16 protein-coding genes, 1 tRNA gene and 4 pseudogenes are annotated in these 17,523 nt (G+C 71.9%); 10 read left to right on the top strand and 11 right to left on the bottom strand.

What is annotated here, in order from left to right; translation table 11 throughout:
* Nucleotides 1–3 precede the first annotated feature (3 nt).
* The 6 genes and pseudogenes from glp to OJ254_RS12215 all read left to right on the top strand — a co-directional run bounded on the left by glp (nucleotide 4) and on the right by OJ254_RS12215 (nucleotide 4,392).
* Nucleotides 4–1,319 (top strand): annotated as a pseudogene (gene glp, locus OJ254_RS12190) (molybdotransferase-like divisome protein Glp).
* Nucleotides 1,320–1,406: 87 nt separating this feature from the next.
* Nucleotides 1,407–1,889 carry a cyclic pyranopterin monophosphate synthase MoaC gene (moaC, locus tag OJ254_RS12195; RefSeq protein ID WP_265362343.1) on the top strand — a complete coding sequence of 161 codons (483 nt, stop codon included), beginning with the start codon at nucleotides 1,407–1,409 and terminating at the stop codon, nucleotides 1,887–1,889.
* A pseudogene (locus OJ254_RS12200) lies at nucleotides 1,886–2,388 on the top strand (MogA/MoaB family molybdenum cofactor biosynthesis protein). Before moaC ends, OJ254_RS12200 begins: the two are co-directional and overlap by 4 nt.
* Before the next feature lie 14 nt (nucleotides 2,389–2,402).
* Nucleotides 2,403–3,035 (top strand): GNAT family N-acetyltransferase, encoded by a 633-nt coding sequence (locus OJ254_RS12205; RefSeq protein WP_261950942.1) that lies wholly within the window; start codon nucleotides 2,403–2,405, stop codon nucleotides 3,033–3,035.
* Between the two features lie 146 nt (nucleotides 3,036–3,181).
* A complete protein-coding gene (gene sepX / locus OJ254_RS12210) occupies nucleotides 3,182–4,228 on the top strand; it encodes a divisome protein SepX/GlpR (protein ID WP_265362344.1) in 1,047 nt (348 codons plus the stop codon).
* Nucleotides 4,229–4,319: 91 nt separating this feature from the next.
* A tRNA-Ala gene (locus OJ254_RS12215) sits at nucleotides 4,320–4,392 on the top strand.
* A 118-nt stretch (nucleotides 4,393–4,510) separates the two neighbouring features.
* On the opposite strand, the gene OJ254_RS12220 is transcribed toward OJ254_RS12215, so the two are convergent.
* The 7 genes and pseudogenes from OJ254_RS12220 to OJ254_RS12250 all read right to left on the bottom strand — a co-directional run bounded on the left by OJ254_RS12220 (nucleotide 4,511) and on the right by OJ254_RS12250 (nucleotide 10,602).
* Nucleotides 4,511–5,041, bottom strand: coding sequence for a M23 family metallopeptidase (locus tag OJ254_RS12220; RefSeq protein ID WP_265362345.1), 531 nt, complete (start codon nucleotides 5,039–5,041; stop codon nucleotides 4,511–4,513).
* A 198-nt stretch (nucleotides 5,042–5,239) separates the two neighbouring features.
* Nucleotides 5,240–6,507: pseudogene (locus OJ254_RS12225) on the bottom strand (glycosyltransferase).
* Nucleotides 6,508–6,583: 76 nt separating this feature from the next.
* Nucleotides 6,584–7,369: a MerR family transcriptional regulator gene (locus OJ254_RS12230; protein ID WP_265362346.1), complete on the bottom strand. Its 786-nt coding sequence runs from the start codon at nucleotides 7,367–7,369 to the stop codon at nucleotides 6,584–6,586.
* Between the two features lie 131 nt (nucleotides 7,370–7,500).
* The gene (locus OJ254_RS12235) at nucleotides 7,501–7,896 is read right to left on the bottom strand and encodes a GntR family transcriptional regulator (protein WP_261950947.1); all 396 of its coding nucleotides are present in this window, start codon (nucleotides 7,894–7,896) and stop codon (nucleotides 7,501–7,503) included.
* 147 nt (nucleotides 7,897–8,043) lie between these two features.
* Complete coding sequence (locus OJ254_RS12240) at nucleotides 8,044–9,033, bottom strand: ABC-2 transporter permease (RefSeq protein ID WP_265362347.1); 990 nt, start codon at nucleotides 9,031–9,033, stop codon at nucleotides 8,044–8,046.
* Nucleotides 9,030–9,962, bottom strand: a complete 933-nt coding sequence (locus OJ254_RS12245; protein WP_265362348.1) for an ABC transporter ATP-binding protein — start codon at nucleotides 9,960–9,962, stop codon at nucleotides 9,030–9,032. Before OJ254_RS12245 ends, OJ254_RS12240 begins: the two co-directional genes overlap by 4 nt.
* Nucleotides 9,963–10,083: 121 nt before the next feature.
* Nucleotides 10,084–10,602: a GNAT family N-acetyltransferase gene (locus OJ254_RS12250; protein WP_265362349.1), complete on the bottom strand. Its 519-nt coding sequence runs from the start codon at nucleotides 10,600–10,602 to the stop codon at nucleotides 10,084–10,086.
* A 118-nt stretch (nucleotides 10,603–10,720) separates the two neighbouring features.
* On the opposite strand from OJ254_RS12250, the gene OJ254_RS12255 reads away from it, so the two are divergent.
* Nucleotides 10,721–11,524 (top strand): exodeoxyribonuclease III, encoded by an 804-nt coding sequence (locus tag OJ254_RS12255; protein WP_265362350.1) that lies wholly within the window; start codon nucleotides 10,721–10,723, stop codon nucleotides 11,522–11,524.
* A 149-nt stretch (nucleotides 11,525–11,673) separates the two neighbouring features.
* On the opposite strand, the gene OJ254_RS12260 is transcribed toward OJ254_RS12255, so the two are convergent.
* Together OJ254_RS12260 and OJ254_RS12265 are read right to left on the bottom strand one after the other, a co-directional pair.
* Nucleotides 11,674–11,874: a DUF397 domain-containing protein gene (locus tag OJ254_RS12260; protein ID WP_261950952.1), complete on the bottom strand. Its 201-nt coding sequence runs from the start codon at nucleotides 11,872–11,874 to the stop codon at nucleotides 11,674–11,676.
* Complete coding sequence (locus tag OJ254_RS12265) at nucleotides 11,871–12,701, bottom strand: helix-turn-helix domain-containing protein (RefSeq protein WP_265365131.1); 831 nt, start codon at nucleotides 12,699–12,701, stop codon at nucleotides 11,871–11,873. Before OJ254_RS12265 ends, OJ254_RS12260 begins: the two co-directional genes overlap by 4 nt.
* 842 nt (nucleotides 12,702–13,543) lie before the next feature.
* Here OJ254_RS12265 and OJ254_RS12270 point away from each other — a divergent pair.
* From OJ254_RS12270 to OJ254_RS12280, 3 genes and pseudogenes are all read left to right on the top strand, one after another.
* Nucleotides 13,544–13,771, top strand: a complete 228-nt coding sequence (locus tag OJ254_RS12270; protein WP_261950953.1) for a hypothetical protein — start codon at nucleotides 13,544–13,546, stop codon at nucleotides 13,769–13,771.
* Nucleotides 13,749–14,276, top strand: a complete 528-nt coding sequence (locus OJ254_RS12275; RefSeq protein WP_265362351.1) for a DUF6879 family protein — start codon at nucleotides 13,749–13,751, stop codon at nucleotides 14,274–14,276. Before OJ254_RS12270 ends, OJ254_RS12275 begins: the two co-directional genes overlap by 23 nt.
* A 97-nt stretch (nucleotides 14,277–14,373) precedes the next feature.
* Nucleotides 14,374–15,158: pseudogene (locus tag OJ254_RS12280) on the top strand (DUF5753 domain-containing protein).
* Nucleotides 15,159–15,946: 788 nt separating this feature from the next.
* Here OJ254_RS12280 and OJ254_RS12285 read toward each other — a convergent pair.
* On the bottom strand, nucleotides 15,947–16,816 hold the full coding sequence (locus OJ254_RS12285; RefSeq protein WP_265362352.1) for a hypothetical protein: 870 nt from the start codon (nucleotides 16,814–16,816) through the stop codon (nucleotides 15,947–15,949).
* A gap of 78 nt (nucleotides 16,817–16,894) precedes the next feature.
* Nucleotides 16,895–17,431: a hypothetical protein gene (locus tag OJ254_RS12290; RefSeq protein ID WP_265362353.1), complete on the bottom strand. Its 537-nt coding sequence runs from the start codon at nucleotides 17,429–17,431 to the stop codon at nucleotides 16,895–16,897.
* Nucleotides 17,432–17,523: the final 92 nt, after the last annotated feature.

Here is a 17,523-nt window from a genome sequence, read left to right on the forward strand (position 1 = left end):
ACGTTGAACCACGCCACCGGCCAGACCAGCCACCCGGACCGCGTCTGGTCGGTGGCCGAGCACCTCGACGACGTCCTGTCGAAGATCGCCCCGCTGGACCCGATCGAGCTGCAGCTCCTCGACGCCCAGGGCTGCGTCCTGGTCGAGGACGTCACCGTCACCGTCCCCCTGCCGCCCTTCGACAACAGCTCCATGGACGGCTACGCGGTCCGCGCCGCCGACGTCGCCGGGGCCACCGAGGCCGCCCCGGCCACCCTGACCGTCATCGGCGACGTCGCGGCCGGCAGCGGCGAGCTCCCCGAGGTCGGCCCCGGCCAGGCCGCCCGCATCATGACCGGCGCCCCCCTCCCGCCCGGCGCCGAGGCGGTCGTCCCCGTCGAATGGACCGACGGCGGCGCCGGAGCCGGCCCGGCCGCCACGATGCGGGCGGCCAGCGCCGCCCCCGAGGGCGCCGGCGGCGAGGTCCGCATCCACCGCCCGGCCCGGCCGGCGCCCACGTCCGCGCCCGCGGCAGCGACGTCACCCAGGGCGAACTCGCCCTGCGCACCGGCACCCTCCTCGGGCCCTCCCAGATCGGCTTGCTCGCCGCCCTCGGCCGCGGCACGGTCCGGGTCCGCCCGCGCCCCCGCGTCGTGGTGCTGTCCACCGGCAGCGAACTGGTCCAGCCCGGCGAGGCGTTGGGCCCCGGCCAGATCCACGACTCCAACAGCTTCCAGCTCACCGCCGCGGCCCGCGCCGCCGGCGCCCTCGCCTACCGCGTCGGCGCGGTCGCCGACGACGCCGAGACCCTGCGCGCCACCCTGGAGGACCAGCTCATCCGGGCCGACGTCCTCGTCACCAGCGGCGGCGTCAGCGTCGGCGCGTACGACGTGGTCAAGGAGACCCTGGCCGGCCTCTCCGACGACGAGGGGAAGGTCGAGTTCCGCAAGCTCGCGATGCAGCCCGGCAAGCCCCAGGGCTTCGGCCTCATCGGCCCCGACCGCATCCCGCTGCTGGCCCTGCCCGGCAACCCCGTCAGCAGCTACGTCTCCTTCGAGCTGTTCGTCCGCCCGGTCATCCGCGCCCTGATGGGCCTGCCGGACGTGCACCGCACGACGGCCACGGCCCGCTGCACCGCCGCCCTCGCCTCCTCGCCCAAGGGTAAGCGGCAGTTCCTGCGCGGCTCCTACGACGCCGACGCCGGCACCGTCACCCCGGTCGGCGGCGCCGGCTCCCACCTGATCAAGGCCATGGCGCACGCCAACGCCCTGATCGTCGTCCCCGAGGACACCACCGAGGTCCCCGAGGGCGCCGACGTGGAGGTCGTCCCGCTCGGATAACCGGCCCCCGAAAACCCGTACCGGGTGCTCCGCGGCCACCGGAGGTACGGTGTCGTCCCACAGGCGGCAGTTTGGACCGGGAGAACGATGAGCAGCGGCCAGCAACACCTCACCCACCTCGACGCGGCGGGCGCGGCCCGGATGGTCGACGTCTCGGCCAAGGACGTCACCGCCCGCACCGCCCGCGCCCGCGGCCGGGTGCTGGTGTCACCGCAGGTCGTCGAGTTGCTGCGGGGCGAGGGCATGCCCAAGGGCGACGCCCTGGCCACCGCCCGGATCGCCGGGATCATGGGCGCCAAGCGCACCCCCGAGCTGATCCCGCTCTGCCACCCGCTGGCCGTCTCCGGCGTGAAGGTGGACCTCTCGGTCACCGACGAGGCCGTGGAGATCGCCGCCACCGTCAAGACCACCGACCGCACCGGCGTCGAGATGGAGGCGCTCACCGCCGTCTCCGTCGCCGCCCTCACCGTCGTGGACATGATCAAGGCGGTCGACAAGGCCGCGGTGATCTCCGACATCCGCGTCGAGGAGAAGACCGGCGGCAAGTCCGGCGACTGGAGCCGGTCATGACCACCGCCCGCGCCCTGGTGGTCACCGCCTCCAACCGCGCCGCGGCCGGCGTCTACGAGGACAAGGGCGGCCCGCTGCTCGCCGAGGGCCTGGCCGCCATGGGCTTCGAGGTCGACGGCCCCGAGGTCGTCCCCGACGGCGACCCGGTCGAGGCCGCCCTGCGCCGGGCCGTCGACTCGTCGCGCTACGCCGTCGTCCTCACCACCGGCGGCACCGGCATCTCGCCCACCGACCGCACCCCCGAGGCCACCGCCCGGGTCCTGGACTACGAGGTTCCCGGCATCCCCGAGGCGATCCGCGCCGCCGGCCGCGACAAGGTCCCCACCGCGGCGCTCTCCGCGGCCTCGCCGGCGTCGCCGGCACGACCCTGATCGTCAACCTCCCCGGCTCCTCCGGCGGGGTCCGCGACGGCCTCGCCGTACTGGCCGACCTGCTGCCGCACGCCGTCGACCAGATCCGCGGCGGCGACCATCCCAGGCCCTCCGGGAGCCCGAGCTGAACGCGCCCTGGCCCGTGGTCCTGACGGACGGTGAGATCACCCTCCGCCCCATAAAGCTGCGCGACCAGCGGGCCTGGCGCGAGGTCAACCGCCGCAACCGCGACTGGCTGCGCCCTTGGGAAGCCACCATTCCGCCGCCCCCGCCCGGTCTCGTCCCGCCGCACCGGCCCACCTACCGCCAGATGGTCCGCCATCTGCGCGCGGAGGCGCACGCCGGCCGGATGCTCCCGTTCGTCGTGGAATACCAGGGCCGCCTCGTCGGGCAACTCACCGTCGCGGGCATCACCTGGGGCTCGATGTGCTCCGGCCACATCGGCTACTGGGTCGACCAGGAAGTCGCCGGGCGCGGAGTCATCCCGACCGCCGTGGCGCTCGCCGTCGACCACTGCTTCCGCTCCGTCGGGCTGCACCGCATCGAGGTCTGCATTCGCCCGGAGAACTCCCCGAGCCGGCGGGTGGTGGAAAAGCTCGGTTTTCGCGAGGAAGGCATCCGCCCGCGCTACCTCCACATCGACGGCGCCTGGCGGGATCACGCCGTTTACGCGCTCACCGCGGAAGAAGTGCCCGAGGGCCTGCTCAACCGCTGGCGCCGGGAGAAACCCAGCAGGCCAGGCACCGCCCCCGGCACGCCCCCACAAATAAAATAAACGTTCGAATGCAATCCCTGATTGGCCGGATTGGGGTGGGTGCGGATCTCTACCATCACAAAAAAGTTCGAGATATCAGCCAGATCGTGCGACACACCGGCCCAATTGGCGGATGGCCCCCTGCAAACCCCTCTACCGTGTGAGTTGTGAGAAGCAGCGGCCTCATCTACGCAGTCATCGTCGGGGCCTGGGCCGCCTACTTGGTGCCGATGTGGCTCCGTAGACAGGATGAGCTCAACGAGGCCCGTCCGACCGAGCGCTTCAGCACCGCCATCCGGCTGCTGTCCGGACGTGCGGCCATGCAGCGCCGCTACGACAAGGAGCGCGGGGAGTACCCGGCCGACGAGGCGGACGACGACGTGGACCCGGACGAGCCGGCCGACGAGGCCGCCGCCGGGCCCTTCGCCGACCCCCTTCCCGCCGAGGAGCCCGCGGCTCCGCTCACCCGCGTGCAGCCCGCCCCGCCGCGGCCCTCGCTCACCGAGCGGACCAAGCGCGCCAAGGTCCTCGCCCGCCGCCGGCGCACCATCACCATCCTGTTCCTCACCTTCACCACCGGCGCCATCGTCGCGGCCGTCGGCGGCACCCCGTTCCTCTGGGCGCCCGCCACCCCCGCCCTCCTCCTGACCGCGTACATCATTTACCTGCGCGCCCAGGAGCGCCGCCGCTTCACCTTCACCATGGACCAGCGCCGCGCGGAGGCCGCGGCCCAGCGCCTGCGCGAGGGCCGCCGCCCCCGCCAGGCCGCCGACCAGCCACCCGCCGACGAGCACCCGGTCGACGTCCGTGCCGACCACCCGGCCGACGCCGCGGTGGAAGCGCCCCGCCCGGCGCCCGCCTCCCGTCCTTCCCCCACCGCCGGCCGCCGCGCCGTCGTCGAGGAGACCGACCACGCCGAGTGGGTCGACCAGCAGCGCGAACGCGAGCGCCCGCGCCCCGCCGGCAGCTGGGACCCCGTTCCGGTCCCGCTCCCCACCTACGTCACCGCCCCGGTCGCCCCGCGCGCCACCAGCCATGTCGACCTCGACGCCGAGGACGCCTGGAGCTCCGCCCGCTCCAGCGCCGCCTCCGAACGGACCCAGCCCGAGGCCCCCCAGCAGGACCGCCCCGCCCCCGGCCGCCGCACCCGCGGCCGCACCCCCCTCTTCGACCAGTACGAGGACGAGGACCGCCCCCGCGCCGCCAACGAGTGACCCGCGCCACACCGGCCGCCCCTCCGCTGACCAGCACCGGAAGCGATTTCCGAGCACCGCGACCGAGATGCTAGAGTTTCACTCGTCGCAAGGGCCTGTGGCGCAGCTGGTAGCGCACCTCGTTCGCAACGAGGGGGTCAGGGGTTCGAGTCCCCTCAGGTCCACGCACTTCGTGAATCCCGTCCGATCGGTTCGATCGGGCGGGATTTTCGTTTGTGTGCGGCGGGACCGGCCCTGCGTCAGGGGGAGTTCGGTGCCGTGGCCGGTCGGCGGGGGCGGACGTCATGTCAGGCGGATGCCGTGGCGGGCCAGGTAGGCCAGGGGGTTGATGTCGGAGCCGTAGTGGCGGCGGGTGCGGACCTCGAAGTGGAGATGGGGGCCGGTGGCCCGGCCGGTGGCGCCGGCGTAGCCGAGGCGGGTGCGGGCGCGGACGTGCTGGCCGGGGTGGACGGTGATCCGGGAGAGGTGCCCGAAGAGCGTGTAGTGGCCGTCCCGCATCCGGATCGTGACGGCCTTGCCGTACGCGCCCGAGCGCCGGGCGAGGACGACGGTGCCGGGCCCGACGGACCTGACCTTGGCGCCGGTGCGGACCGCGAGGTCGATGCCGGTGTGGTGACCGGCCTGCCAGGCGCCGGGCACGCCGTAGGGCGAGCTGATGCGGTAGCGGGCGGCGACCGGGTGGGCCCAGTTGCCGGCGGAGGCGGCGAGGGCGGCCTGGGCCGCCGTCACGGTGACGGCGGGGCCCGCGGCCGCCAGCAGGGCGGCACGGAGGAGCGCTCTGCGCAGCGGGGTGCTTTTGCGGAACGTGGTCATAGTTGCGAGCCCACGCCCTGTGGCGGGCGGTCGCATCCCGGGGCGGGGCGATGGGCCGCCGATCGGGTGGCGGCCTGCGGCGATGCGGTGCTTGGTGGTGTGGTGTGCGTGCCGTCGTCCTGCTCCCGGATGCGACCGCCCGGGCCTCGGCTCATGAACTCGTGAGGCGGCCGACCGTGTTCGCGACCGCCCGGGGCCTCAGCTCATGAGCCGGGCGACCGTTTCGGCGACCGCGCCGGTGCCGTCCTCCGTGGCGAGGCGGGCGGCCGCGGCGCGGGCGCGGGCGGGGCGTTCGGGGCCGGTGGTGGCCTGGGTGAGGGCGTGGGCCAGGCGGGCGACGCCGGTGTCGCCGGTGAGGTGGGCGAAGGGGATGGGGGCGGTGGCGACGCCGGAGGCGGCCAGGCGGGCGGCCCAGAAGGGCTGGTCGGCGGTGACCGGGACGGGGACGGTGGGCACCCGGCGCGCAGCCCGGCCGCGGTGGTGCCTGCGCCGCAGTGGTGGACGACCGCGGCCATGTGCGGGAACAGCAGGGCGTGCGGCACCTCGCCGACGGTGAGGACGTCGTCCGCGCCGGGTGCGTGCGCGGCGGACAGGCCGGCCCAGCCGGACTGGAGGATGCCGCGGACCCCGGCGCGCCGCAGGGCCCGTACCGCCAGCTCGCCGAGGCGCTCCCCCTCGCCGCCCGCCATGCTGCCGAAGCCGAGGAAGACCGGGGGTGGGCCGGCCGCCAGGAAGTCCCGTACGGCGGGCGGGAGTTGGGCGTCCGGGGCGTGCCAGGGCCACCAGTTGCCGACCACGTCGAGGCCGGCGCGCCAGTCGGCGGGGCGGGGGAGCAGGGTCTCGCTGAAGCCGTGCAGGACCGGCCAGCCGGCCGCTTCGGCGCGGCGCCGGACGGTGGCGGGCGTGGCGGGCGGCAGGCCGAGGCGGGCGCGCAGGGTGCGGGTGGCGCCGGCGTAGAGGCGGTCGATGACGCGGAGGGAGAGGCGGCCCAGGGCGCGGTTGCCCCGGCGGCCCAGGGAGCGGCCGCCGCTGACGACGGGGGGGAAGTCGCCGGTGGGGGCCTGCGGGACGAGGAACAGGCCCAGCGACGGGATGCCGTGCGCCTCGGCGAGGTGGTGGCCGAGCGGTGCGGTGGTGGCGGAGAGCAGCAGGAGCTCGGTGCCGTCGTCGGCGGCGTCGGCCATGCCCCCGCCCAGTTCCTCGATGAAGGCGGCGGCCCGGCGCATCAGCGCGCGGCGGCCGGGCGGGGCGCCCTGCGGCGGTGCGGTGCCGTCGGCCGGGCGCCGGCCGCGCGGATCGGCGGGCAGCCGGCGGAACGTGAGGCCGGCGGCGCGGACGAGGGGTTCGTAGGCGTCGTGGGTGGCGAGCGTGACGTCGTGGCCGGCCGCGCGGAGCCGGGCGCCGACGCCGGTGTAGGGGGCGACGTCGCCGTACGACCCGGCGGCGGTGAGCAGGATTTTGGGCATGGGTGGGCAGCCTTAGGGAGGTTCGGGGGTCGAGAGGTACCGGGGTACGAGTGCGGCGCTCAGCGCGCGGCGGGCCTCAGGAGCCGTCGCCGTCCGGGTGGCGTACGGCGTTGGCGTGGACGGCGGTGCGCAGGTACGGGGCGAGACCGGGGCGCTGTTCCGTGGGCGGGACGATCAGTGCGAACGCGCGGGGATCGGCGGCGAAGTCATCGGCGATCCGGCCGTGCATGTCGGTGGGGCAGGGGGTGAACCAGCGGCTGATGTGCTGCCGCTGTTCCTCCGCGAGGTCCATGGCGCGCTCGCCGTCCGCGGGCTCCTCGGCGTCGAAGGCGGCCAGCAGCCGGCGGCGCCAGTCGGCGGCCTCGGCCATGAGCGTGGCCCAGTCGTCCTTGGAGTGCGCGGCGGCCCGCGCCATCGAGCGCTGGTGGCCCTCGCTGTGCTGCCACTTCAGATGGGCCTGGGTGGCGTAGGTGAGGTCGAAGGCCACCTCGCCGAAGACCTCGAACCGCTCCTGCGGCGTCAGTTCGACCCCGGCCTGCTGCACCTCCATGGCCCGCTCGGCGACCTCGACCAGCCGCTGCAGCTTGCCGATCTGCTCGTTGAGGAGCCGGTGCCGGGCGCGGAGGTGGTCGAGGGCGTTGGCCTGGGGGTCCGCCAGGATGGCGGCGATCTCCTCCAGCGGGAAGCCGAGCTGCCGGTAGAAGAGGATCTGCTGCAGCCGGGCGAGGTCGGCGTCGCTGTACTGGCGGTAGCCGGCGGGGCTGCGGTCGCTGGGGCAGAGCAGACCGGTCTTGTCGTAGTGGTGCAGGGTGCGCACCGTGATCCCGGCGAAGCCGGAGACCTGACCGACCGAGTAGCTCATCGCAGCGCCTTTCGTCCCGTGGGGCCGTACCGCTTCAGGGTGTGCCCTGACGTGACGTGAGGGTCAAGCGGGCGGCCGGCTGCCGGGGGCCGCCCCGGCCGGGCCGGTCCACCGCGGTGGACCGGCCCGGCTCAGCCCTTCGGATACCGCTCCTCCAGCAGGGAGTTCATCAGCGCCTGGACGTCCTCCCGGGCCAGTCCCTCCGCGCGGGCCCGCTCCATCCAGGCGCGCAGCTCCTCGCGCAGCAGGGCGTCCGCCGCGGAGGAGGGGCGGGCGAGCGTACGGCTGACGAACGTGCCGAGGCCGGGGCGCGGTTCGACCAGGCCCTCGCGCTCCAGCTCGCGGTAGGCCTTCAGGGTCGTGTTGGGGTTGACCTTGGTCGTCGCAGCGACCTGCGCCGCGGTCGGCAGCCGGTCGCCCTCGACGAGGATGCCCAGCCGCAGCGCCTGCTGGACCTGCTGGACGATCTGGAGGTAGGTGGCGACGCCACTGCGGCGGTCGATGCGGAACTCCACGGCGCTCACCACCTCTCTGCTGCTTTCCCCCGTGCCGCCGGGACCGCCCCCGGGCCCCTCCCGGGCGGCGCCGGGCCGTGCGGCCCGACCGATTGATCATCCGGCCGCCCGTGCGGGGTGTCAAAGCGCCGCCCGTGGCGCGGCGCCGGGCCGTGCCGTTCAGAGCGGCCGCCGCCGGGTGCGCCAGACGACGAACGCCAGCACCACGGCGGCCAGCGCCACCAGGACGGCAGCGCCGAGCCACTGCATCCCGGCCATCTGCTCGTAGTCGAAGTACTGGATCACGCGGTTGACGATGCCCAGCTTCGCCCGGCAGGCGTGGTCGGCTCCGCTGTCGGTGCTGACGCAGGTGCCGAAGCCGTAGAGCCTGCCGTCGGCGGTGGCGACCCAGTCGTCGAACCGGGCGGCGTCGAACGGCAGGTTCGGCCCGTCGCCGTTGTAGGGGTAGGTGATGCTGCGGACGGCGCCGAGCTCGCCCCGGAACCGCTCCCACACCACGGAGGTGGCCAGGGCGACGAAGGCGGTGGCGGCCATGGCCGGCACCACCCGCTTGATCAGCATGCCCAGGGCGATACCGCAGGCGGCCAGGAAGAGGGCCCGGGCGGCCGGCACCGGGCCGGTGGACTCGAAGGCGCCGCCGGTCAGCCAGTCCCCGTTGACGTCCATGCCGTGGACCGGTGTCCACACCCAGGTGAAGACCGCCGACAGCAGGGCGGAGCAGGCCACCGCGACGGCCAGCGGCAGGCCGAGCGTGGCGGCGAGCCAGCGGCTGCGGCTGACCGACTGGGTGGTGACCAGCTTGAGGGTGCCGTGTTCCTGCTCGCGCGCGATCAGCGGTGCGCCGAGGAAGACCCCGACGACGAACGGCACGTACCGCAGGTACTCCATGTCGCTCTCCAAGGTCGAGCCGAAGCGGCTCCGGAACTCGGTGAGCAGCTTCTCGTTGCCCTCCGGCGGGGCGCCCTTCCCGTGCAGGAAGTCCATGACGCCCATGCGCTGGTAGAGGAAGAGCGCGCAACCGATGACGGTGAGCAGCAGGGCAGCGCGCAGGAAGGTGCGGTGCCGGCGCCAGACCACCCAGGGCAGTCCGCGCAGCAGGCCTCGGCCCGGGGCGGCCGTGGTGGGGGCGGGGGCGGTGGTGGTTGTCATGCCGCCACCTCCCCGGAGGCGTCGAGCCGCGCTTCGCCGGCGATCAGGTCCGGCGCGCCGGGCGACCGCAGATAGGCCAGCAGTACTTCTTCCATGTTGGGCACCAGCGCCTCCCAGCTGTCCGAGAGCGGGCCGCCGGGCCGGACCAGGGCGCTGAACTGCCGCCCGGTCACCCGCGATTCGACCACGGTGTGCTGCTGCCGCAGCTCCTCGGGGACCCCGTCGTCGCCGGAGGCCACCCCGGTCACCAGCATGTGCGCGGGCACCAGCGCGTCGGTGGGCCCGGCCATCCGCAGCCGGCCGTCCGCGAGCAGCAGGAGGTAGTCACACATCTCCTCCATCTCGGAGACCAGGTGGGAGGACATCAGCACGGTCGTGCCGTGCTCGGCGGCCTCGGCCATCAGCAGGCCGGACAGTTCGTGCCGGGCCAGCGGGTCGAGGTCGGCCATCGGCTCGTCGAGCAGCAGCAGGTCGGGCCGTTTGCCGAAGGCCAGGGCGAAGGCGACGCGGGTGCGCTGGCCGCCGGAGAGGGTGCCGATCCGGGCGGTGAGCGGCACGTTGCCGGACCGTACGACCCGCTCGGCCAGCGCCTGGTCCCAGCGCGGGTTCAGCTCACGGCCCAGCCGCAGCATCTCGGCGACCGTGAAGCGGGTGTAGAGCGGCTTGTCCTGGGCGAGGAACGCCGTCCGCGCCATGACGGCCGGGTCGGTCACCGGGACGCCGAACAGCCGCAGCGTTCCGGTGGTCGGCGTCACCAGGCGGGTCGCGGTGCCGAGGAAGGTGCTCTTGCCGGCGCCGTTCGGCCCGACGAGGGCGCAGATGCGGCCGGCGGGAAGCCGGAAGGAGCAGTCCCGCAGCGCCCAGCCGCGGCGGTATTTCTTCCCCAGTCCTGCGGCCTCGATGGCCCAGGGGCTCGGGTCGTCGCTCACGGATCCCCCTTTAGCTAGTTGATTAGTGGAATGAGTATGGGGAGCGGCCACGATCACTGTCAAACAGCGTCCGGTGCCGCCGGGGCCGCGGCACCGGACGGGCGGGCACCTCCCCGACGGCTCAGCCGGCCGCCGCGTCCCCCAGCGTCTTCGCCAGGCAGCGGCTGTCCTCGTAGGTGCGGTACAGCCCGAACTTCTGCACCGCCAGATAGCCGGCGGAGGCGTACAGCGCCAGCGCCTCGGGCTGCTTGATGCCGGTCTCCAGCACCATCCGCGAGCGCCCCGCGGCCCGGGCGTCGGCCTCCAGGGCGGCCAGGATCCGCCGCGCCAGGCCCCGCCCGCGCGCCTGTGGCAGCACGAACATCCGCTTGATCTCGGCGTCCCCGACGGCGTACCCCTCGGCGGTGTCCTCCTGCACCCGCCAGCCGCCGGTGGCCAGCGGCGTCTCACCCTCGTACGCGACCAGGAACGTCCCGCGCGGCGGCACGAACATCTCCGGGTCCAGCGGCGTCATGTCCCCGTCGCCGTAGCGGAGGACGTACTCCTGCTGCACCAGGGTGTCGAGCGTCACGGCGTCGGGGTGGTCGTAGCGGACCGGGCGTATCTCGACGGGGCCGGTCCGGACGGGGGGGGTCTCCATACCCAGGAGGGTACGGGCCGGGGCACCGCACCCGACGAGGGACGGACGGCCCCTGCCCTGCGGCCCGTGCCGTACGGCCCGAAGACGATCAACGCCGCGGTCTGGGTATCGTGCCCGGATGCTCACCGTGACCTCTGTGAATGTGAACGGGCTGCGCGCCGCGGCCAAGAAGGGCTTCGTCCCGTGGCTGGCGGAGACCTCGGCCGATGTGCTCTGCCTGCAGGAGGTACGGGCCGAGACCGCCCAGCTGCCGGACGAGGTCCGCGAGCCGGCCGGCTGGTTCACCGTGCACGCCCCGGCCGCCGCCAAGGGCCGCGCCGGCGTCTCCCTGTACACCCGCCGCGAGCCGGACCGGGTCCGGATCGGCTTCGGCTCGTCCGAGTTCGACACCAGCGGCCGGTACGTCGAGGCGGACCTGCCCGGCGTGACCGTCGCCAGCCTCTACCTGCCCTCCGGCGAGGTCGGCACCGAGCGGCAGGACGAGAAGGAACGCTTCATGGCGGAGTTCCTGCCCTACCTCGTCGACCTGCGCAAGCGCGCCGCGGCCGACGGGCGTGAGGTCGTGGTCTGCGGCGACTGGAACATCGCCCACCAGGAGGCCGACCTCAAGAACTGGAAGGCCAACCAGAAGAAGTCCGGCTTCCTCCCCGAGGAGCGGGCCTGGCTCACCGACGTCCTCACCGGGACCGGCGGCGGCTACGTCGACGTCGTCCGCGCCCTCCACCCCGACACCGAGGGCCCCTACTCCTGGTGGTCCTACCGCGGCCGCGCCTTCGACAACGACGCCGGCTGGCGCATCGACTACCACCTGGCCACACCGGGGCTGGCCGAGCGCGCGGTGAAGGCGTACGTGGAGCGGGCGGCGGCGTACGACCAGCGGTGGAGCGACCACGCGCCGGTGACGGTGGTCTACGAGCAGTAGCCGGGGCAGGGCCGGGGGACGGTCTGCCCCCGGCGGCCGTCTCTCTTCCTCGTTCCCCGTCTCCTTCTCCGTTCCCTGGCCAACGCAAACGGCCCTCTTCGCCATCGTGCGAAGAGGGCCGTTCTGCTGCGCTCACGGCCGCTCCGGCCTCAGAACGCGTCGTTCTTGAGGGCCGCGATGAAGGCGGAGAAGGACGCGATGGGGAGGGAGAGGGCCGGGTGCTGCGGCGCCTTGCTGTCACGGACGGGGACGACGCCCTGAGAGGACACGAGGTTGGTGGCGACCTCGACACACTGGCCGCCGTTGCTGCTGTAGGAGGACTTGAACCAGCGAGGGGATTCGGTCGTCACTGGGAACCCTTTCGAAGCTGTTCGATCATGGCCATGGATGCCGCCTGCGACAGTGCTTCGGCCTGTAGCTGATGGTAGGCCGTCAGCAGAGGCTGCACGAACCTCAATTCGCGCTCCAGCCGCCCTTGCTGTGCGGACTCCGCGTAGGCGACGTGGGATCGATCGGCGAGGGTCAACAGTGTTACCGGCAAATCGAACGCTCGGCGTTCGCCGAGATCGAATGGGGCCACTTGGAGGACCGTGGAGGGCAGCTCGGCGAACGCGGCAAGTCGGTCCAACTGTGCCGTCATGACACCGGGGCTGCCTACCGACCGCCGTATGCAGCTCTCGTCCAGAACCGCGTAGACCATCGGTGCAGGCGTGCGCTCCAGGGATGCCTGCCGCTCCGCGAGCAGAGACAACCGCTCCTCTGCCTGTTGCTCCGTGATGGCCCCTCGGCGGACGGCGCCGGTCGTGATGGCGGCAGCGTAGTCCGGGGTCTGGAGCAGCCCAGGAATGATGCCCAACTCAAAGAGCCTGATCTCCGCCGCGCGTACCTCCTGCGCAACGAACTCCGGGAACCCCTCAAGTATCGCGCTGTTCCGTACGGCCCGCCCCTGACGCTCTAACTGGTCGCCAGTGCCGAACACCCTGTCAGCGCTTGCAGTGAAACGAGGAGTCGGGGGGCGCCGACCAGTTTCAACAGCGGAAATATGCGTTCCGGAGCATCCCATTCGTTCCGCGAGCTCGTCCTGTGTCCAGCCGCGTTCGTCCCGCAACCTGCGTAAACGCTGCCCGAAGCGCGCGCCGGGCGATGCGTTGGGGTCCAATTCCTTGCGGTTCACCATCCAGGCGACCAACTCTCCGCTCAAAAGGAGCAAGTTGAGGACAGTCCGACTGTAGGCCACGCTGAGTCGCCCCGGTAGTGGAACCACTACAGAGGGTCAAGGAGGGTGCCATGACCACCACTGTCAGCCAGACCGCCCGGCTCACCCACATCGTGAAGACGGCGCGGCGATGAGCGGCAATCGGTACCACGAACGCCCTGTGTCACTCGGTGAGCCGTACGCCGATCTCAGCCCCGACCCCGTTCCCGGCTGTGCCGAGTGCAGCGCGCTGGACGAGGAGCGCTACGAGGCCCGGAAGCGCCGGAAGTTCGCTGCTGCCGTCGTCGCAGGCCAACGGATCAGAAACCACGGGCGTGGTCACCATGCCTGAGCAGCACATGCGATGCCCCTTCGGGTGGCACGAGATCGCACGGATATGCGGCGGGACGTTCCGCTGCGACGATCACGGTGTGACAGTCGTGGTCCACGACACGGAGCGCCTCGACCTCCCCGGCCGACTGGACCGGGTCGAGCACCAGTCGGCGGAGGTCACAGAGAACACCAGGGGAGCCGGCCGGCCCCGGTGATCAGCGCAGTGATCGCATTCCTGCTCCACCAACCCCCGGCTACCTGTGGCCGGGCGTGCTCCTCACGGAGGGCCCACACAATTCCCCCCGGCCCCAGTCCCGCCATACCAAGGGCGGCGGGACGAAGAGGGGAGCGCGGAGGACGTCCGCGGTTCTGGTGCGGAACTGCGGATGGCCCCATCACGGGAACCCGTGCAAGTTCGTGCAAGTTCGCTGCGTTATATGAGGAGTTGAGTGCAAGCTCGTACACGTCCACCGCGAACGAGGGAGGTCACCATGGCTCTGCACATGCTCGGCAAGGACCCCGAGTCGCCCGAGGGCAAGTCGCCGACCGTGTACTACGACGACCAGACCGACAACTACGTAGTACAAGGGTGGAAGGTCCTGGACGACGAGCGGCTGTCCCAGCTCGACCTCCCGTCCCACGAGACGGTTGTCGAGATCCCCAAGCGCATGATGCAGTTCTTCCCGGAGGTGAGCGGTGGTCGAGGAACCGACGTTTGAAGAACTGTTCCGACAGGCCAAGCACTCCGCCGTGCATCTGGAGATGCGGGACGGCTACATGCGGTCTGACCCGAGCTTCATCTCCTGGCAGCACGATCCCGGCAGCCTCCTGTCCGAGTGGGACCCGGAGTCGCGCCCTTGGCTTGCACTGATGCAGGAGATCACCAACCGCGGGGTGGAGGTTCGTCGCGCCCGGGTCTTCTCGGAGCCGATGAGCGACTACCTTCGCTTCGAGCACTGCCTCACGCCGGCCAACATTGCGGCCGGAGAACAGGTTCGGTGGCTCCCGCGCCGCAGGGCTTCGGATCTGGCTCTCCCCGGCAACGACTTCTGGCTCTTCGATGACAGCCTCGTCGTGTTCCTGCACTTCACCGGCGAAGGAGAACTATCCCCCGAGGGCGATGAGGAGCGAACGGCCGAGCCGTCAGTGGTGCGTCTGTGCTCCGCTGCCTTCGAGTCGGTTTGGCGACGCGCGGTGCCTCATGAGGAGTACAGGCCGGTCTGAACCATCGCTCGCCCAAGGCTGAACATCTGTGTCCTCGTCGTCGCCTCCCTCCAGCGTCCAGGAGGCCAGGGAAGCGCTCGGGAAGCGCCTCCGAGAGATCCGTAAAGACTCCGGTCTGACTGCTCGTGCCCTGGCAGCGGCGGCGGGGTGGCATGAATCGAAGAGTTCACGGCTTGAGAACGGCAGGACCCCCCTTCCGATGAGGACATCCGAGTCTGGACCCGCATCTGCCACGCCGAGGAACAAGCCGCGGACCTCATTGCCACAGCTCGTGGCATCGATGGCATGTACGTCGAGTGGCGCCGCCTGGAGAGCGCCGGCCTGAAACGCGTCCAGGAGTCTGTACTGCCACTATTCGAGCGAACCGTCTGGTTCCGCTTCTATCAGTCCCAAGTCGTTCCCGGCCTGCTCCAGACCGAGGACTACACCCGAGCCATCCTCAACACGGTCGTTGCGATGAGGCAGACGCCTGACGACGTCGAAGAGGCCGTTGCCGCACGCATGAACCGTCAACGCATTCTGCACAGGGGAGGGCGTCGCTTCGCCTTCCTGATTGAGGAATGGGTACTTCGTTCCATCATCGGCACGCACGCCACGATGGCGGACCAACTCGGCCACCTCATCGGGGTGACCACCGCCCCCGCTCTGAGCCTTGGTGTGATCCCCATGGGCGTTGTGCGAGGCAACGCGTGGCCTGCCGAAGCCTTCTCCATGTACGACGACAAACAGGTATCCGCAGAGCTTGTGTCCGCCGGCCTCACCGTGACGCAGCCACGCGAGGTCGCCGAGTACGCGAAGACCTTCAGCGAGCTGGCAGGTATCGCCGTCTATGGAGCCTCCGCCAGGAAGCTGATCACGTCAGCAATCGCCGCCCTTGGGTGAATTCATGCAAGTCCATAGAAGTTCGTTGAGCCCGGTCGGCACTTAGCCGTTGACTGAAGCGAGACAACGCGCCAGGGCAAACCGCGGCGATGCCATGACAAGTCCCATTCGGTACAGCCAACAGGCCGTGGAACTGCCCTTGACGACTGGCTGCTCGAAGGGCTTCGAGTTCCCGGCTGCAAGCAATGCGCCGCATCGGAAGTGGAGGTTGAGAGATGAGCGCTGTAGCGGTGGAGACGTTCGAGACGCGCACCCCTGATGCCGAAGGCTGGCACGGCGTCCCGTTCCGTCACCCTGCCGATATGGAGGCAGACGGCGGAAAGCACGACGGTGGCCCGATGCCCCCGGAGGCGCCCCGCGATCCGGCCCCGCAGCCCAGCGGCGGAGACAAGTAAGCCGGCCTCCTGAGACTCCCGTCCTCCCGAGATGGCGGCGGCGCCAGGCCGGTAGGGGCGGGTTCCGGATGAGCTGGTCCGGGGTCGACTTTCGCAAACGCGGGGGTCGGCCCCTCAGGGGTGCATTTATCGGGATCGGAGTCAGAGTGAGTAACGAGGAGCCCGTTCAGCAGTGGGAAGAGCGTGCCGGTGGCTTATCCCCGATATGGGGCAACACTCCAGCCGTCGTGAAAGTACCCGATGGAGAAGAGATTCCGCCCTGCCCTTTCCCGTGCGCCTTGTGTGCCACTCGCCCCGCCGGCGGAAGGCTGAAGGGCTCCTGGTGGACGGAATAGAACACAAGACGCCAGACGGGGCACCCCGAGAGCCCCGGAAACAGCCGCGTCTCTCGGTTCAGGCCGGCGGGAGGACCAGCGAGGCCGTCACCACCACCGGTGCCACCCGCCCCGCCGCGCGCAGCGCGTCGGCGACCATCTCCACCAGCCAGACCGCGAGGTCCGGCGACCACTCCCGGGCGGCGCAGCCGAACCGGAACGCCTCGCGCATGCCCTCGGTGTGCACCCCGCGACCGAGATCGAGGTCCAGCCCGGGCGGGCCGGCCGGGGACGTGACGGAGGCCGCGGAGTGCGCCCCGGGCGGCAGGACCTCCACCGCACCGTCCGCCATCTCCCGCACCGCCTCGCGGACGGCCGCGGCATCGTCCCCGGTCACCGCGCCCTTCCCGGGACGGCCGGAGACCGTCACCACGACCTCGTGCCGGGCGTCCGGATCCGCCAGGGCGAACCACGGCGCCAATTCGGTCTGGTGGAAGGCGGTGTTGCGCCGGGCCGCCGGCAGGGGCAGCAGGGCGTGCAGACCGGTGAACGTCACGGTGCCCACCCGGGCCAGCGTCTCGGCCAGCACCAGGGCGATCGGCCGGACGGGCAGACCCAGCCGCGGCGGGTCGGTGAGCGCCCCGGCCTGCAGCCAGGCCAGTTGGCGCACCCGGCCGTCCGGTGTCCAGTCGCCGCCGGCCTCCTCGTGCGCCCATGCGGTGGGTTCGTGCCGGGCGGTGACGCGTCCGTTCTCGGTCAGCCAGCGGCTCACGGTCTGCCAGCCGTAGGCACCGGCCCGGTCGAGCGCGAGGGAGAGGAGCTCCTCCTCGACCGAGCCCTCGTCCCCGTCCTCGTCGGGTGCGCCCCGATACTGCTCGACGACCCGGTCGAACCACGGGGAGCGTCGGAGGATGCCGTGCAGGCCGATGATCACGGTGGGCGGAAACACAGGCACTCCCGGGAAGCGGACGGCCGGACAGCGGACGGCACCGGAAGGCTATCTTCCGGTGCCGCCGTCAGCCGTTGCTCAGATTCCGCAGAACAGCGACTGGGTGTCGGTGATCTTCTTGTGGTCGTCGTCGGGGTACCCCACGATGTCCACGTCGATGACGCTGCGGAACGAGTACTTCGCGACGAGGTTCGTGCACTTCCAGGCGGCCGACGCCCGCTTGCCGCTGCCGCCGCCGGAGTAGACGGTCTTGACGCCCTTGTTGAGGGTGTACCAGTGGCCGTTGTTCTTGACCTGGAGCCACACCGTGACCTTGGCCTTCTTCGCCGGGCCGTTGATCCGCTTCCACCAGCCGTGGGCGTTGATGTTGCCGCGGACCGTGTGCGAGAAGTGCACCTTGTCGCCGTCGGTGAGGAAGGCCCCGACGCCGCCCCCGGCCGCCACGCCGGGCCCGTGGCCGTTGCTGTAGGTGCTGCTGGGCGGCTGCGTCGGCTCGCGGTCGTCGGCCTGGGCCGGGGCGGTGGCGGCGACGGCCAACAGGCCGGCCAGGGCAGCGGAAGCGGCCCCCGTACGGATGCGCACGTGGATGTCCCCCTTGAGGTGCGGTCGTGTCATACCTGACGCCGCACCCAACCACGCGGGCGATGCACCGGCAATTGTCCTTCGGGACAGGGCCGGACGCCGTTCGTCCCGCCGCTCGGTGACGG

The organism is Streptomyces endophytica, from assembly GCF_026153355.1.
Lineage (GTDB): Bacteria > Actinomycetota > Actinomycetes > Streptomycetales > Streptomycetaceae > Streptomyces > Streptomyces endophytica.